At 39.3% G+C, this 17811-nt stretch carries 13 protein-coding genes and 1 pseudogene; 12 read left to right on the top strand and 2 right to left on the bottom strand.

The features are described from left to right. Positions 1-2: 2 nt before the first annotated feature. From ACGE0T_RS15690 to ACGE0T_RS15745, 12 genes are all read left to right on the top strand, one after another. A complete protein-coding gene (locus ACGE0T_RS15690; protein ID WP_459187551.1) occupies positions 3-245 on the top strand; it encodes a DUF3098 domain-containing protein in 243 nt (80 codons plus the stop codon). Then, complete coding sequence (locus ACGE0T_RS15695) at positions 242-1042, top strand: undecaprenyl-diphosphate phosphatase (RefSeq protein WP_459187552.1); 801 nt, start codon at positions 242-244, stop codon at positions 1040-1042. The genes ACGE0T_RS15690 and ACGE0T_RS15695 overlap by 4 nt, the downstream gene beginning before the upstream one ends. 31 nt (positions 1043-1073) lie before the next feature. Beyond that, entirely contained in the window at positions 1074-1790 is a 717-nt protein-coding gene (gene truB / locus ACGE0T_RS15700) for a tRNA pseudouridine(55) synthase TruB (RefSeq protein WP_459187553.1), read from the top strand. 39 nt (positions 1791-1829) lie between these two features. Then, the gene (gene queA / locus ACGE0T_RS15705; RefSeq protein WP_459187554.1) at positions 1830-2879 is read left to right on the top strand and encodes a tRNA preQ1(34) S-adenosylmethionine ribosyltransferase-isomerase QueA; all 1050 of its coding nucleotides are present in this window, start codon (positions 1830-1832) and stop codon (positions 2877-2879) included. Positions 2880-2890: 11 nt separating this feature from the next. Continuing rightward, positions 2891-3349, top strand: coding sequence for a 2-amino-4-hydroxy-6-hydroxymethyldihydropteridine diphosphokinase (gene folK / locus ACGE0T_RS15710; RefSeq protein ID WP_459187555.1), 459 nt, complete (start codon positions 2891-2893; stop codon positions 3347-3349). Next, positions 3346-3537 (top strand): hypothetical protein, encoded by a 192-nt coding sequence (locus ACGE0T_RS15715; protein ID WP_459187556.1) that lies wholly within the window; start codon positions 3346-3348, stop codon positions 3535-3537. The genes folK and ACGE0T_RS15715 overlap by 4 nt, the downstream gene beginning before the upstream one ends. A gap of 259 nt (positions 3538-3796) precedes the next feature. Beyond that, positions 3797-5083 (top strand): methionine adenosyltransferase, encoded by a 1287-nt coding sequence (gene metK, locus ACGE0T_RS15720; RefSeq protein WP_459187557.1) that lies wholly within the window; start codon positions 3797-3799, stop codon positions 5081-5083. Positions 5084-5442: 359 nt separating this feature from the next. Continuing rightward, positions 5443-5979, top strand: coding sequence for an RNA polymerase sigma factor (locus tag ACGE0T_RS15725; protein ID WP_459187558.1), 537 nt, complete (start codon positions 5443-5445; stop codon positions 5977-5979). A gap of 83 nt (positions 5980-6062) precedes the next feature. Beyond that, positions 6063-7202, top strand: coding sequence for a FecR family protein (locus ACGE0T_RS15730; RefSeq protein WP_459187559.1), 1140 nt, complete (start codon positions 6063-6065; stop codon positions 7200-7202). A gap of 147 nt (positions 7203-7349) precedes the next feature. Continuing rightward, positions 7350-10739: a SusC/RagA family TonB-linked outer membrane protein gene (locus ACGE0T_RS15735; protein ID WP_459187560.1), complete on the top strand. Its 3390-nt coding sequence runs from the start codon at positions 7350-7352 to the stop codon at positions 10737-10739. 18 nt (positions 10740-10757) lie between these two features. After that, positions 10758-12698 (top strand): RagB/SusD family nutrient uptake outer membrane protein, encoded by a 1941-nt coding sequence (locus tag ACGE0T_RS15740; RefSeq protein ID WP_459187561.1) that lies wholly within the window; start codon positions 10758-10760, stop codon positions 12696-12698. A 233-nt stretch (positions 12699-12931) separates the two neighbouring features. Next, positions 12932-15844, top strand: coding sequence for a M16 family metallopeptidase (locus tag ACGE0T_RS15745; protein ID WP_459187562.1), 2913 nt, complete (start codon positions 12932-12934; stop codon positions 15842-15844). A gap of 86 nt (positions 15845-15930) precedes the next feature. Here the strand turns inward: ACGE0T_RS15745 and ACGE0T_RS15750 are convergent. Beyond that, positions 15931-16029, bottom strand: a pseudogene (locus ACGE0T_RS15750) (IS3 family transposase); the annotation flags it as partial. A gap of 41 nt (positions 16030-16070) precedes the next feature. Further along, positions 16071-17309, bottom strand: coding sequence for a 6-bladed beta-propeller (locus tag ACGE0T_RS15755; RefSeq protein WP_459187563.1), 1239 nt, complete (start codon positions 17307-17309; stop codon positions 16071-16073). Positions 17310-17811: the final 502 nt, after the last annotated feature.

Consider the following 17811-nt stretch of genomic DNA (forward strand, 5'->3'; position numbering starts at 1 on the left):
GTATGGCTAAAAGAGATTTTGCTTTTGGAAAAGAGAATTTTATACTGATTGCCGTTTCTATCGTAATCATAGCAATCGGTTTCATGTTGATGAGTGGTGGCGGTTCTCAAGACCCTACAGGTTTTAATCCGGAAATATTCAGTGCCCGCCGAATCGTTATTGCACCCGCAGTTGCATTGTTCGGTTTTATCCTGATGATTTTCGGTATATTAAAAAACAGCAAAGATAAAAGAGCTACGGAATGAGTTGGTTTGAAGCACTGATATTGGGTATCGTACAGGGACTCACGGAATATCTGCCAGTCAGCAGTAGTGGTCATTTAGCTATAGGCTCAGCCCTATTCGGCATAAACGGAGAAGAAAATCTGGCTTTCACTATTGTTGTCCACGTAGCAACAGTGTTTAGTACATTGGTGATTTTGTGGAAAGAAATCGAATGGATTTTCCGCGGACTGTTCAAATTTGAAATGAACGATGCAACCCGGTATGTCATTAATATCTTGGTTTCTATGATACCTATTGGCATTGTCGGAGTTTTCTTCAAAGATAAGGTTGAAGCAATTTTTGGTTCCGGACTATTGGTTGTAGGTATTATGCTGCTACTGACTGCTGCATTACTCAGTTTTTCTTACTATGCGAAACCACGCCAAAAAGATAAGATTTCGATAAAAGACGCTTTTATCATCGGTTTATCCCAGGCTTGTGCGGTAATGCCGGGACTTTCCCGCTCGGGAACAACCATTGCAACAGGATTGTTATTAGGGAACAATAAGGCTCAATTAGCCCAGTTTTCTTTCCTGATGGTAATTCCTCCGATTTTAGGGGAAGCACTGTTAGACATCATGAAAGCAATAAAAGGCGAAGCTATTGCAGGGGATATACCGGCACTTTCTTTAGTTGTCGGATTTTTTGCAGCATTCATTTCCGGTTGTATCGCTTGTAAATGGATGATTAACATAGTAAAAAAAGGCAAACTTATTTATTTCGCCATTTATTGTGCGATTGCAGGATTAGTGACAATAGCCTGCACATTATTAAATTAAAAAAGGAAGCACTATCCTAATCATAACGGGAATGGATTTTATAGCAGGAGAAGTACTATATTTTAATAAACCTTTGAAGTGGACCTCCTTCGATTTGGTAAACAAATTCCGCTACAAACTGTCACGGAAGCTGAAAGTAAAAAAAATCAAGGTTGGGCACGCCGGAACATTAGACCCGCTTGCAACAGGAGTCATGATTATCTGTACCGGCAAAGCCACTAAAAGGATAGATGAATTCCAATATCAGACAAAAGAATATGTTGCCACATTGAAACTCGGAGAAACAACACCTTCTTTTGATCTTGAAAAAGAAATAGACGGAGTATATCCGACAGAACATATCACTTGCGAGGAAGTTGAAAAAGTATTGCAATCGTTTGTGGGAACGATTCAGCAAGTGCCACCCGTATTCTCGGCATGTAAAGTGGAAGGTAAGCGGGCTTATGAACTGGCACGTAAGGGGGAAGAAGTTGAATTGAGGTCCAAGACGCTGGTCATTGACGAGATGGAATTACTGGAATGTAACCTGCCTGTGATCAAAATACGCGTAGTATGCAGTAAAGGTACTTATATACGGGCATTGGCACGCGACATTGGCGTAGCATTGCATTCCGGAGCCCATTTAACAGCCTTGGAACGTACTCGTATCGGAGATATCACACTGGCACAATGTATGTCGACAGACGATATCGATACATTTTTAGACCAGGCAATACCTTCTGTAGAAACAGATGTGCAATCTGTGTAGTTATTTTGTATAATGATAAAAATAAAATAAAGTTGCATTATGAAGCTTTCTAAATTCAAATTTAACTTACCGCAGGAGCTTATAGCTCTTCAGCCGGCAAAGAACAGGGACGAAGCCAGGTTGATGGTTATCAACCGCAAAACCGGAGAAATAGAACATAAAGTATTTAAAGACCTATTGAACTATTTCGGAGAAAAAGATGTATTCATTTTCAACAACACAAAAGTATTTCCTGCCCGCCTGTATGGAAATAAGGAAAAAACAGGTGCACGCATCGAAGTTTTTCTATTACGCGAGTTAAATGCGGACCTCCGTTTATGGGATGTATTGGTTGATCCGGCACGAAAAATACGTATTGGCAACAAACTATACTTTGGGGAAGACGACTCAATGGTTGCTGAAGTAATAGACAATACGACTTCCCGTGGCCGTACGCTACGTTTCCTGTATGACGGGAACCATGATGAATTTAAAAAAGCTTTATATGCTTTAGGCGAAACTCCACTGCCCAAATATATAGATCGTCCGGTGGAACCTGAAGATGAAGAACGTTATCAGAATATCTTCGCAGCAGAAGAAGGTGCAGTTGTTGCTCCGGCAGCCGGTCTGCATTTCAGCCGTGAATTAATGAAACGTCTGGAAATAAAAGACTGCAAATTTGCATTTCTGACACTTCATTCCGGCTTGGGTAATTTCCGTGAAATAGATGTGGAAGACCTGACCAAACACAAGATGGATTCCGAACAAATGGTTGTGAATGCAGATGTAGTGGATATCGTAAACAAAGGTAAAGATGCAGGACAACAGATTTGTGCAGTCGGTACATCCGTAATGCGTGCCATCGAAACAGCCGTGAGTACAGACGGACACCTAAAAGAATTTGAGGGATGGACTAACAAATTTATTTTCCCTCCTTATGATTTCAGTGTGGCTACCAGCATGATTACCAATTTACATATGCCCCTTTCCACTCTATTGATGATGACTGCTTCTTTTGGCGGTTATGACCTGATTATGGAAGCATATGAGGTTGCCCTGAAAGAAAAATACCGTTTCGGAGCCTATGGTGATGCTATGTTGATTCTTTAAAAAAACAGTTTATGGCTATCGTATATCTGGGATTAGGGACAAATATCGGTAACAAACGGAAAAATATGATAACAGCCGCTTCGCTGTTAGCCAGAAGGGCGGGAGATGTTCTCGCCCTTTCCTCCTTTTACGAAACAGAACCCTGGGGATTTGAATCCTCGAATAAATTCCTGAATGCTGCCATTAAAATAAGGACATCCCTCTCTCCCATCGAATTGCTTCATCTGACCCAGGAATTTGAAAAAGAACTTGGGCGTACTGAAAAAAGCAAGGGTACATACCACGACCGTGTTATCGACATCGACCTATTAATGTATGACGGACTGGTTTTGCAATCCGAAGAATTGGTATTACCTCACCCCTTAATGCACAAACGAAAATTTGTGATGGAACCTCTATCTGAGATAGCTCCTTTTGTGACACACCCTGTATTAAAAAAACGTATTATTGAACTAAACGAAGAAATATGAACGATATAGAAAAAATCTTGACCGGTGGAGGAATGGTTTTTAAGAATAAAGCCAAAGATGAAAATACCGGTGAACGTAAAATAAAGTTTTCCGATTTTCTTAAAGGGACTCATGGCTCTGATTCGGCCAAATACAAAGCAGGTTTCAAGTATAAAAAAGCCTTGCGCAACTCTAAAAAAAAGAAATAATTAGCGGTTTCACCTTCTAATTATCAATTAATTTATAACTTTGCATCCGAATTGATGTGGATAGATTTGTATTGCTTGCAACCACAGGAAAAAATGCTAAAAACAAGCTTCATCTTTCATGGCCGTCCGGCAAGCAAATTTCCCCTCGTCAATCCAATATTTTAATTATTAACCGTCAGTTGCAAATTGACAGCCCATCTTTAGGCATTATATTTCCGATGAGTCGACTGTCAACGGCCAACTGTCAACAACAAAAACGATGAGTTATTTATTTACCTCCGAATCGGTGTCCGAAGGGCACCCCGATAAAGTAGCCGATCAAATATCGGATGCTTTGCTGGATGAGTTCCTTGCTTACGACAAGAACTCGAAAGTTGCTTGCGAAACCCTTGTTACAACCGGACAGGTTGTCTTGGCTGGAGAAGTTAAATCAAGTGCATATGTAGATGTGCAGGAAGTTGCTCGCGGCGTAATCGAAAAGATTGGTTACACCAAAAGTGAATACCAGTTTGAAGCTAAATCCTGTGGCGTTTTCTCGTCAATCCACGAACAGAGTGGCGACATTAACCGTGGTGTCGAACGTGAAGATCCGTATAACCAAGGAGCAGGGGACCAAGGTATGATGTTCGGTTATGCAACAAATGAAACCGAGAACTACATGCCTCTTGCACTGGATCTTTCGCATAGTTTATTATGGGAACTTGCCGAAATCCGCAAGAACGAAAATGACCTGATGCCTTACCTCCGTCCGGATGCAAAAAGTCAGGTTACTATCGAATACGATGATAATGGCAAACCATTACGCATCGATACCATTGTTGTTTCAACCCAGCATGATGAGTTTATTACCGCAAAAGGTATTACGCAGGAAGAAGCAGACGTCGCCATGCAGAAGAAAATTGCAGATGACGTTAAGAATATTCTGGTTCCACGCGTAAAGGCACAATATCCGGCTCATGTACAGGCATTATTCAATGACAATATTATCTACCATGTAAACCCGACCGGTAAATTCGTTATCGGAGGTCCTCATGGGGACACAGGTTTAACAGGACGTAAAATTATTGTTGATACCTACGGTGGCAAAGGAGCTCATGGCGGTGGCGCTTTCTCAGGAAAAGATCCTTCCAAGGTAGACCGCTCTGCGGCTTATGCAGCCCGCCATATTGCAAAGAATATGGTTGCAGCAGGTGTTGCCGACGAAATGCTTGTACAAGTCTCATATGCGATTGGCGTAGCTAAACCTATGAATATTTTCGTAAACACATTTGGCCGTTCCAATGTGAAAATGACAGATGGAGAAATTGCAGAGAAAATCTGGGATATTTTCGATATGCGTCCGAAAGCAATTGAAGAACGTTTGAAATTACGTAATCCGATTTATCTGGAAACAGCTTCCTACGGCCATATGGGACGTACTCCTCAGATCGTTACTAAAACATTTACTTCCCGTTATAATCCGGAACCAACCATGTGCGAAGTAGAACTTTTCACTTGGGAAAAACTGGACTATGTAGATAAAGTAAAAAAGGTTTTCGGATTATAAGAAACTAACTTATAATTAATTCGAATATATAAAGGTTCCTGTCTGATTCCTTATCAGAACAGGGACCTTTTTATTTTAATTACAATAATTATCTTTACTAAAATTTCAAAATAAAAAAATTGTATATTTGCTCAGTCCTATAGGACAATATATTAATATTTGGAAGTGCCTTACTTCGTTAAAATCGCCAGTTTTGACAGCACACAAGGCACAAGCAACTGCTATATCCAGTGGGTTGTTTGTTTGCGTGTGCTTAGGTCTCTGGCGATACCTTACGAAGTGTGGACGACAACCCACTTCCTTTTTTATTCATCCTTATATTGGTTGTCTAAAGGTAAACGCAAATCGAAAATCACCATATGCCTAAAGAAGGTTTTTATGTGCAAAAAATAGAAGAAGGAGACCAGAGTGCTTTCCGTTCTTTTATGGATATGTACTCAAAAGACCTCTATCATTTCGCTATAGGATATGTGAATACCCGGGAAATAGCAGAGGAAATTGTCAGTGATGTATTTCTGGAAGTATGGAACAACCGCCGGAATCTTCATCAAATCCAACAAATAAAACCATGGCTGCTTATTATTGTCAGAAACAAAGCTATTTCCTATTTACGGAAAGAACATCCGGACACTACCGTTTCGTTTGATGAAATAGAAGATTACTATATACCATTAGTCCAATCCCCCGACCATGCAATAATCAGTGAAGAAGAAATAAAAAAAATCAACCAGGCCATTTCTTCACTTCCTCCCAAATGCAAAGAAGTTTTCATGTTGGCAAAAATAGAAAAAACGCCTTACAAAGAAATTGCCCAAATTTTAAATATCTCAGTGAAAACCATCAACATACATATCGCAAAAGCCCTAAGCCTTATATCACAAGTTCTCGAAAAATAATTTTTTTCAAAAAAATCATCTTTTCGAATAGGATATTTTTCTTTAATCTGCGTCTTTTTTATGTAGTACCATAGAAAGGCTGAATGAAGAAAAAACAAAACATAGCAGATAAAGACCTTTTCCAACCTGCAGACAAGGAGACACAGAAAAAACTGGATTTTTTCTGGGAGCACTGCTCGCCGGAAATTGAATCAGGCATAACAGATTCTATCCGCGAACAAACACTTAGAAAGATACAGGGAAAAATGAATCTGCAACCATTGGTACCTGAAAAGAAAAAAACATTAAAAACATTCTACATAACAGTTACATCCATTGCCGCTTCCATAGCCATATTAGTTGCGGCCATTCACATTATCAATCATTCCCCCCAACAGGATAATATCAGGAATATTATATCCCAAATAGAATTACCGTCATTCGAAGATACGGACGAGGTAGTCCTGGTTATGTCAGACATGGAAAAACACCAATTAGCGACAGATGCACAAATCACTTATACCCCCGAAGGAAATGTGTCTGTCAACTCGGAAAAGCTCTCTCTGGAAAAAGAACAACCCCAAAAGGAAACAACAATCCAGGAACTATATAACCAGTTGATTGTCCCCAAAGGAAAACGTTCGCAACTCTTATTATCAGACGGAACGAAAGTCTGGGTCAACGCCGGAACGAAAGTTATCTATCCGCGTGTTTTCAATGAAAAGAAACGAGAAATTTATGTAGAAGGTGAAGTGTATCTGGAAGTAACCCATGACCAAAACCGCCCCTTTTACGTAAATACAGACGGGTTCGATGTAAAAGTGCTGGGTACCTCCTTCGATGTATTTGCCTATAAACAAATGCCTGCCAGCCGGGTCGTTCTTGTAAACGGAGCAGTAGAAATCAAAGACCGGAACAATCAAACAATACAAATGCAACCGGATGAACTCGTATCGCTCGAACAAAACAACATTACCGGCAAAAAACAGGTAAATGCAAAAGACTACAGAGCCTGGATTGACGGAATAATGATTTTAAACGGAGACCACCTCCGGCAACTTGCCGAGCGCCTGAGTTTGCTATATGGAACCCCCATAAAATGTGACTCATCGTTGGCAAACGAACAAGTATACGGGAAGTTAGACCTGCGAGACAATTTGGATGAAATTATAGACAACATTAAATCGATGATACCTATTTCTGCGCGCGAAGAAAACGGAATAATTCATTTAAAAAGAGAGTGATAACCTAATTTGTTAATCTAAAAAATTATACCATGAATAAAAAATAGCAACATTTCAATATAAAAACCGGAAGACACTGCCATGTCCTCCGGTAGAGATTTTTCAATCAAAAATTTTCAGTGATTAATCAAAAATCTAAGTAAAGTTATGAATAAGAAAATTAATCCTTGGTGGATACCAAGGAAAAAAGATTTTTTGTTTTTAATAATTAGTATTTTTTTATCTTTTTCTACCATTCCTTTATATGCATCAGCGAATGATACCTATGAACAAGATAAAAGTTTCACAGTCAGAATAGAGAACAAAACTGTGAAAGAAGTAATGAATTACATCGAAAAGAACAGTGAGTTTATTTTTATCTACACGAACAACCTGTTAAAAACACTCGACAAAAAAGTTTCCATCCAAGTTGAGAATAAAAACATATCAACGATTATGGAACTGCTTACACAAGAAACAGGCATCCGTTATGAAATAAAAGGCAGACAGGTCATCTTATCGAACACAGTAGCAAACCAACAACAGCCTCAAAAAGGAATTAACATTAACGGTACGGTTTGGGATGAACAAGGAAATCCTCTACCCGGTGTGAATGTTGTTGTTAAAGCAACCAATATTGGTGCCACTACCGATATTAACGGTAACTATTTCTTAAGTGTTCCCAGTAAAACTTCCACACTAACATTCAGCTACATTGGTTTTGAGTCTCAGGATATAAAAGTAGGAAACCAAATCAATATCAATGTCAATTTGAAAGAAGTCTCTACTGGCTTAAATGAAGTAGTAGTGGTCGGGTTCGGTTCACAGAAAAGGGAATCCATTGTCGGTTCTATCACAACAATAGATCCCGGACATTTACAACAAAGCCCGACACGTGCGTTAAGTAATAACCTTGCCGGTCAGTTAGCCGGTGTAATTGCCGTACAACGTTCCGGAGAACCGGGAGTAGATGGTTCCAACTTCTGGATTCGCGGTATCTCCTCTTTTCAAAATGCAGGAAGAAGCCCACTGATATTGGTTGATGGCATCGAACGTTCATTAGATGATATGGACCCTTCCGAAATCGAATCATTTTCCGTACTGAAAGATGCAGCCGCCAGTGCCGTATACGGAGTTCGTGGTGCAAATGGTGTTATCATCGTAAATACCAAACGAGGGAAATTAGGAAAACCTTCTGTGGATGTACATTATGAACAAGGATTTACCCAACCGGTCAAACTGCCTAAATTCATCGGTTCGACAGAATATCTTTCATTAATGAACGAATTATCTTTGGATGGTGGTGGTTCAGAGGTCTATTCCCCGGAAATAATTGAAAAATACCGTACAAACGCAGACCCGGAATTATATCCGAACGTAGACTGGCTGGATGCCATAACAAGAGACCATGCCACAAACCAACGGGCAAACCTGACAATTACCGGAGGTAGCGATATTTTACGCTATGCATTAGTAGCTTCTTACTATGGCGAACGCGGTATTTTCGAACGGGATAAAAGCCAGACATGGGATTCGTCTACAAAGCTGAACAAATATAATATGCGTTCAAATGTGGACGTTAACATCACAAAAACAACTGTTGCCCGTATTAGTATCGGTGGTTATCTGCAGGAAACAAACGGTATGGTTGACGATGGTGATACAAGAGCCTCCGACCATGTATTAGGAGCCGCCTTTGAAACACCTCCGTTTGTTCACCCGACCATTTATTCCACAGGAGAAATTCCTAAAGAGAAAAACCGTATAAACCCGTGGTCCAGAGCAACCCAACATGGTTTCAGCACATATTCTAATGCAAAAATAGAGTCCTTGTTCTCGTTGGAACAAGATTTAAAATTCTTACTTCCGGGACTTAAAGTGAAAGGTATATTTTCTTTCGACCGTTATATGAGATCCGGTGTGGTCCGTTCAAAAAGTCCGGACTATTATTACCCGGCAACTCAACGTAAAGAAGATGGAAGTCTGGATATTACGATTGCAGACTACGGACAAATGTTCTTAGGCTCGGATTCAAAAAAAGAATGGGGAAATAAAGCCACTTACCTGGAAGGTAATTTAAGCTATTCACAGAAATTCGGAGAACATAATGTAGATGCCATGTTTATGTACAACCAACGGGATTACCAGGATGGCAGCATCGTGCCTTTCCGCCGCATGGGTATTGCAGGAAGAACGTCCTATACATATGGAAACCGCTACATTGCAGAGTTCAATTTCGGATACAACGGTTCTGAAAACTTTGCTAAAGGCTATCGATTCGGATTCTTCCCCTCTGTTGCTATCGGTTACTTATTCTCGGAAGAACCCTTTATGGAAAAATTCAAAGACACATTCTCTAAAATCAAACTAAGAGGTTCATGGGGGTTAGTTGGTAACGACCAATTGGAAGGACGCCGATTTGCCTATATTACGACCATTAATAGTAGCGATGACAACCAATACAAATGGGGTGTAAACAACGATTACCATCGTACCGGTCGCTTCGAAGGTGATTTTGGTATTCCGAACCTGACTTGGGAAACTGTCGAGAAAATAGATGTTGGTTTGGAATTGGGCCTATGGAATGCTTTAGACCTGCAAGTCGATTGGTTCAAGGAACATCGCCGCGATATCTTTATGAAAAGAAATACCATACCCTCTGCAGCCGGCTTCATTAACACGCCATGGGCTAACTTCGGAAAAGTAGACAACCAAGGTATTGATTTATCACTCACATACAATAAGCAAATAAACAAAGACTTGTATGTCGGTTTCCGGGGCACACTGACTTATGCCAAAAATAAAATTGTTGAACAGGATGAAGCCCCCGGAGTGATGGGGACTAACCGGCAAAGAACAGGTCTGCCTGTCGGACAGTTATTCGGTCTGGTTGCTGATGGATTATTTACAGAAGCTGATTTTGAAAATGTAGAAGAAGGTACGCTGAAGAAAGATATTCCGACACATACTTTTAGTTCGAAAGTTCGTCCGGGAGATATCAAATATATTGACATCGACGGTGACGGAGCAATAACAGACATGGATGAAGTTCCTTTAGGAGGAACAGTCGACCCCCAAATCGTATATGGATTCGGCGTGAATGCATCTTACAAAAATGTAGATGTGAACATATTCTTCCAGGGTAATGGTAATACATGGAGATTTATCGGAGGTTCCGGTTTCCTGCCTGGCAGTTCAATGGGAGCAATGTATAATATTTACGATAATTATCAGGACAGGTGGACACCGGATAATCCAAGCCAGGATGTTTTCTACCCGCGCCTGACGTACGGACAAAATGAAAACAACTCCAAAAATTCAACTTGGTGGCTACGAAATATGAGCATGTTGCGTGTGAAAGATATAGAAGTAGGCTATCGCTTCCCCAAAACATGGATGGGAAAAATCGGAGTGAAATCACTCCGCCTGTACCTGAAAGGTTCTAATTTGCTGACCTTCTCCAAATTCAAAATGTGGGATCCTGAACTGGATACAGGAAATGGTATGAAATATCCGATTATGAAATCTGTTTCTTTCGGACTGGATGTTAATTTCTAATAGCATAAAATGACACATATGAAAGCAATCAAATTATTGAAATATATAGGAATTTCAGCAGTATGCCTGACATTGAACGGTTGTGCCGATTTTATCGATAACGCACCGGATGACCAATTGACACTGGAAATGGTCTTTAATGATAAAACACGTACGGAAGACTGGTTAGCCAATATCTACTCCAGCATTCCCGATCCTTATTGGGGATATGCCAACAAAATAGGTTGGGAAATTGTAGGGGATGACATGACTCCTTCACAACGTTGGGTTCAATGGTGGAGCGGCTCCTTATTAAATTTCCGTACAGGGAATTTTTACACAAACTCTTCTTGGGATGCCGGTTTCTGGGCAAATCTGCCACAACGTATCCGTGCAGCTTATATCTTAATAAACAATGCACATGCGAATCCGTTACAAAAAGTTACGGAAGAAGACATCGAAACAATGAGAAATGAATGCCGTTTCCTGATAGCTTATTATTATTGGACAATGACAGAAGCCTATGGTTCCGTTCCTTATTTTGAAGATATTGTAGATGTTAATGCTCCATTAGAAGAAATGTCCATCGGCCAGATGGCATTCGACGATATGGTAGATATGCTCGATAAGCAATTACTGGACTTGTCTAATAAATTACCGGCAAAATGGGAAGAAGCCTTTTTCGGACGTGCAACCTCCATTGCTTGTTTAGCGGTGCGTGCCCGTATGCTATTATTCGCGGCAAGCCCATTGGTCAACGGTAATGAAATGTATAAAGGCATTGTCAACAATGATGGCAAAGAACGTTTCAATACCTCTTACGATGCAACCAAATGGAAAAAAGCGGCTGATGCTTGCAAACTGTTAATAGATAAAGCACATGCGGCAGGACACGGATTATATTATGAATATATCAACGGGAAAATTGACCCGTTCATGTCCTGCTACAACCTGCACTTAAAGAAAACATCCGAAGGGAATAATGAAATCCTGTTCGCCCGCCCGGATTGTGACTATAGCAACTGGGAAGGGCATTCCACACCTCGCGGTTGCGGAGGTAACGGAGGATACGGTGTCACCCAAAGTTTAGTAGACGCTTTCTTTATGAAAAACGGCCTCTCTCCTATCTTGGGATACAACAGTGATGGTTCTCCGATTATCAATGAAGCATCCGGTTATACGGAAAAAGGGTTCTCCACCGAACCGGAAATCCGTGAAACAGCTTGGGACCCATGCCGCAAATTTTCGAATGTAAAACCCGGACAAATCACAACTCCGAATACATTCAATATGTACAGTAACCGTGAACCCCGTTTTTACTTAACCGTTTTATACAATGGCGCTTGGTTCCATCAAGAAAACCGGGCAACGGAAATGATGTCAAACCAGGCAGACGGCGGTCCGACACACGATGCACCCCAAAACGGCTACCTGAACCGGAAAAAGATCTCTTTGGAATCAATCCCCAGAGACGGAAAACGTCCTTATCGTCCGGGAATCTTATACCGTTTAGGAGAAGCATACCTAAACTATGCAGAAGCTCTAAACGAATGTGAGCCGGGAAATTCCGACATTATCACTTACTTAAACAAGATACGCGAACGTGCCGGTATTCCTGAATATGGAACAGGAACCGACAACAACGGTTTTCAACGTATTCCGTACAAAAATGACCAAGCCAGCGTACGGGAACTTATCCGGAAAGAACGCCGTGTAGAACTGTGTTGCGAAGGAATCCGTTATCATGACATCCGTCGCTGGAAATTAGGAGAACAATTGCTGAATGGATACGATTATGGTATGAACTTTAACGGCACGGAATATTCAGATGATGCAACAAAAAGCAATTCATTCTTTGTCCGCACAAAATGCCTGTTACGCTCCTATCAGAAAAAACAGTATTGGATGCCTATCTTCCAGGATCAGATAGATAAAGATGCAACTTTAGTTCAAGCTCCTTTCTGGAATTCAAATGAATAATAATAAATATAAAATGTGTTTTTAATCTAAGTATAACTTTAAGAAGGGCGTTACTTTTATAGAAGTACGCCCTTCTTTTTTTATTGACTAACAGTTTGCTAAACTGCAGAAAGCCCCAAAACAGCCAATAACCATTAGTTAACTGTCAACCAAATAAAAACTTTATTTAAATAGTTGAATCAGCCTTTATTTTTCTATATTTGGCACATATTATTTATCTAAATCTAAAACTTATGCGTAAAATTACCCAGTTTATCCAGTTAGCCGTCATTCTATTACTGGCGACTGCCTGCGCAAAGACCTCTCAGTTTAAATATGAGTCGGTCCCTAATGATCCTCTGAAAGCCCGCATTTACACACTCGACAACGGTCTAAAGGTGTATATGACAGTAAACAAAGAAACGCCTCGTATCCAAACATTCATTGCGGTTCGTGTCGGAGGTAAAAACGACCCCGCAGAAACTACCGGTCTGGCACACTACTTCGAACACCTGATGTTCAAAGGAACCCAACAGTTCGGAACACAAAATTATGAACAGGAAAAACCTATGCTCGATCAAATCGAACAACTGTTTGAGGTCTACCGGAAAACAACAGATGAAGCAGAGCGAAAAGCAATCTACCACCAGATAGATAGTGTTTCGTATGAAGCATCCAAACTGTCGATACCGAATGAGTATGACAAATTAATGTCTGCTATCGGTGCTACCGGAACCAATGCATATACAGGTTTCGACCAAACCGTATACATTGAGGATATCCCATCCAATCAGGTGGAAAACTGGGCGAAGATTCAAGCCGATCGCTTCGAAAATAACGTAATCCGCGGCTTCCATACCGAACTGGAAACGGTATATGAAGAAAAAAATATGTCATTAACCAGTGACGGGCGTAAAGTTTATGAAGCTGTATTAAGTTCACTCTTCCCCGACCATCCTTATGGAACACAAACCGTATTAGGGACTCAGGAAAACCTGAAAAATCCGTCCATTACCAATATTAAAAATTATCATAATATTTGGTATGTACCTAATAACATGGCTATTTGTATGTCCGGAGATTTCGATCCTGACCAAACTATCGAAATTATCAACAAGTATTTCGGAGGTATGAAACCCAATCCGAACCTGCCTAAACTACCGGTTACCCACGAATCGCCTATCAAAGCGCCGGTTGTCAAAGAAGTTTTAGGACTGGATGCTGAAAATGTCACATTAGGCTGGCGTTTTCCTGGCGCAGCATCACCGGAACAGGATTTATTAGAGTTGACCGGAGAAATTGTAAACAATGGAAAAGCCGGTTTATTGGATGTGGACTTAGTTCAACAACAGAAAGTATTAAGCTGCTATGCCGGAACTTATGGCATGTCCGATTATAATGCTTTTGTAATGAGCGGACGTCCGAAGCAAGGACAAACACTGGACGAAGTAAAAGACTTATTCCTGGCTGAAATAGAAAAATTGAAAAAAGGAGACTTCGATGAAGGCCTGCTCGAAGCGTCAATCAACAACTATAAACTGAGACAAATGTACCGCCTGGACCAGAATGGAGGACGTGCCGATATGTTTGTTTCTTCTTTCATTGATGGTGTAGACTGGAAAGATGAAGTTGCATCACTGGATCGTATGAGTAAAGTTACAAAACAACAGATTGTTGATTTTGCCAATAAATACTTCGGCGACAACTATGCCCTTATTTATAAAAGAGAAGGTAAAGACCCGAACGAAAAGAAAATCGACAAGCCACAAATTACTCCTATTGTAATGAACCGCGACAGCTCGAGTACATTCTTAAAAGATATACAGACTGCAAAAGTTGCACCGATCGAACCGGTATTCCTTGATTACAATAAAGATTTGCAAAAGTTAACAGCAAAATCAAATATACCTGTTCTTTACAAAGAAAATACGTCTAACGATATCTTCTCCCTAATGTATGTGTTCGATATGGGCAACAACAACGACAAAGCAATGGGAACCGCTTTCGAATACATGAAATATTTGGGTACTTCAAAGAAAAGCCTGAAAGAAATCAATGAAGAATTTTATCGGTTAGCCTGTTATTTCAGTGTATTCCCCGGATCAGACCGTACCTATGTGATGCTGGAAGGCCTGAAAGAAAATATGCCGAAAGCAATGGCGCTGTTTGAAGAAATCTTAGCCGATGCCCAAGTAAATAAGGAGGCTTATACGAATCTGGCCGGCGATATCTTGAAAAAACGGTCTGATGCTAAATTAAATCAGGGGCAGAACTTCAATCAATTAATCCAATACGCTATCTGGGGACCTAAATCTCCGGCAACAAATGTATTGACAACCGCTGAATTACAACAAATGGACCCACAAGAGTTAGTAGACCGCATTCATAAGATCAATTCCTTCGAACACAAAATCTTATATTACGGCCCGGAAAAGCCACAGGCTTTACTGGATATCATACAGAAGTATCATAATGTACCTGAAAAATTAAATCCGGTTCCGGCTGGTATTGAATTTACACAACAGGAAACCAAAGAAAATAAAGTATTGCTTGCTCAATATGATGCAAAACAAATTTATTTCTCAGCAGTATCCAACCGTGGAGAAAAATTCGACCCTGCTATCCAGCCGACATTGAATATGTATAACGAATACTTCGGTGGAGGTATGAATGCCATCGTATTCCAGGAAATGCGTGAAGCCCGCGGTTTGGCTTACTCTGCCGGAGCATTCCTGATTACTCCTTCCAAGCTGAAATACCCGTATGTATACCGTACATTTATTGCTACTCAAAATGATAAAATGATTGATGCAATGAAGGCTTTTGATGAAATCATCAACAATATGCCGGAATCGGAAAAAGCATTCAACCTGGCAAAAGATGCACTTATCACTCGTTTGCGTACGGAACGTATCACAAAATCAGGTGTACTCTGGTCTTATTTGTATTCTCAGGATTTAGGACAGTCTACCGATAGCCGGAAAGAACTGTTTGAACAAGCACAAACATTGACTCTCCCTGAAATCAAAGCATTCCAGGAAAAATGGGTAAAAGACCGTAAGTATACGTACTGTGTATTAGGTGACGAAAAAGACCTTGACCTGAAAGGACTACAAAAATACGGCCCTGTTCAGAAACTGACGAAAGAAGAAATATTCGGATATTAATTCTATCCGAATAATATACCCCAAAATTAACTGTATCCCAAAAGTTGGATAGTAAATTATTAATCCCATTTTGAAAGAGTTCGGCATTAGACCGGACTCTTTCCTTTCAACCGGAATTTAATCCTTTTATGGTTAAAGTATTGAATATATTCCTCTAAAGCCTTAATGAAGTCTACATCAGATTCGGGCTTATTCGAACAAACGACATTAGAAATCATATCGTATTTTATTTATATTTTCCATTGAATTTATAAAAGATCAAAGCAGGATTCGTATTATCATCTGCTGCATTCATTATTTCCAAATAGTGTTTATTAAATAGCACAGAATCATTCAACACAGGCATAGGATTAAATGATGACACAAAATAATCTTTATATACACATTGTGGGTTTGCGATTACATAAAGTCCATTCTTAAAAGGACGTGTCTTATCAAATATCTTTTCAAAATCAAAATAGAAAGTTTCCTTTTCTGCCTTATTATAATAATAAGGACGTAAAAGAATTTTTCCCTTACAAGATAAATTTACAAAAAAGCAACAATAGTCATTATTTTCAAAAAACTCACTACCCAAACTTGTGTAGTTATTGTCGAAAATGAGATCAGCATGATCTATATTTGATAAAGATTCATTCTTTTTATTCCATAAACTCTTTGTTTGATTTATCACATACTTCGCCTGATAACACTGATTATCAAACAAATGATAAACCGTATCACATAAAAATGGAATATAAAGTAATTCTCCTAAAGCATTTTTATTAAATGGATTACTGGTTACAGCATCTTGCTGAGTAGGATAAAAAGGAAAACCAGCATTTAATACAAACGTATCTTTACATAGCAATAATGCATATTCCTCTCCTGTTTCACTTTTCATCTGTTTATACCCAACACAATTATAAAAAGAATCATCTATTCCTGGATAGTAGAAAAATCCAGGAACTGTTTGAGTTTTTCGAATCAACTCTCCATCTAAGCTATAATGAAGAAATTTAGGATATCCTTCATCGGCTATTATAAGTTCTTTAGAATCCTCATTAACATTTATTCTGCCTAATCTCAAATATTCATTTGGTCCTCCACCTTGATTGTCTATGGCGCGAATCAATCCCCCTTGCATATTAAATATAAAAACTTTTTTTGCCAAAAACTGATCTAAAATAAATATCCTATCTTCAAATATACAAAGACTTGTTATTTCTCCTATCAGTTCTTCTGATGATAGTTGTAAAAAATAAACACTATCTACAAAATCATCAATATAATCTCTATAAGATAATGACTTGGCTTCAGAAATATCTATTTCTGTTGCAGCTTTCTCAATCCTATTAAAACCTCCAAAATCCTTATAGACAAATTCCTTTACATCTTTTTGTGAATATCGGCAAGAGTTCAACAGTATTATAAACAATAGGCTCGCTATATATCTTCTTACTATTTTTTCAAATAATGATTTCATAATATTTTTTCTTCATAACTATTCTGTGTATTCAAAACTCATCCAACAAAAATTGATCAAAATAGGGCCGAATAATTATTTCAATTTATAGACTAAACATAAACCTATCCGATTCATGTAATATAAATTATTAACGGGTAATATTAACAAAGCTATAAAACAAACCTAACAGTCAAATTAACTCAAATCAGATTAAGGGTTCTACATTAAACAAGAAACATTCATTCTTTTTGCAAAAGAAAAAAACAAAAAGCATACAAACAAGCAAATTACACACTTTTTTTGTTGGGGCGATATACTCCACGATTGGTCTTTCCTTGGAAAAGAGAGGTCGTCAATTCGGCTTTCAGCGTTTTTCATATGCCATTCAGGATCAAAATTATCTTCTGTAGCATCCTCCGGCACCTGTACATTGGTTATCGTTACAGTTATGTGAACATCTTCTTTTGTCACAGGAGCAAAATGCACGGTGGTTTCCATTTCATAGCTGCCTCTCAATCTG

The sequence above is a fragment of the Parabacteroides sp. APC149_11_2_Y6 genome (genome assembly GCF_054506995.1).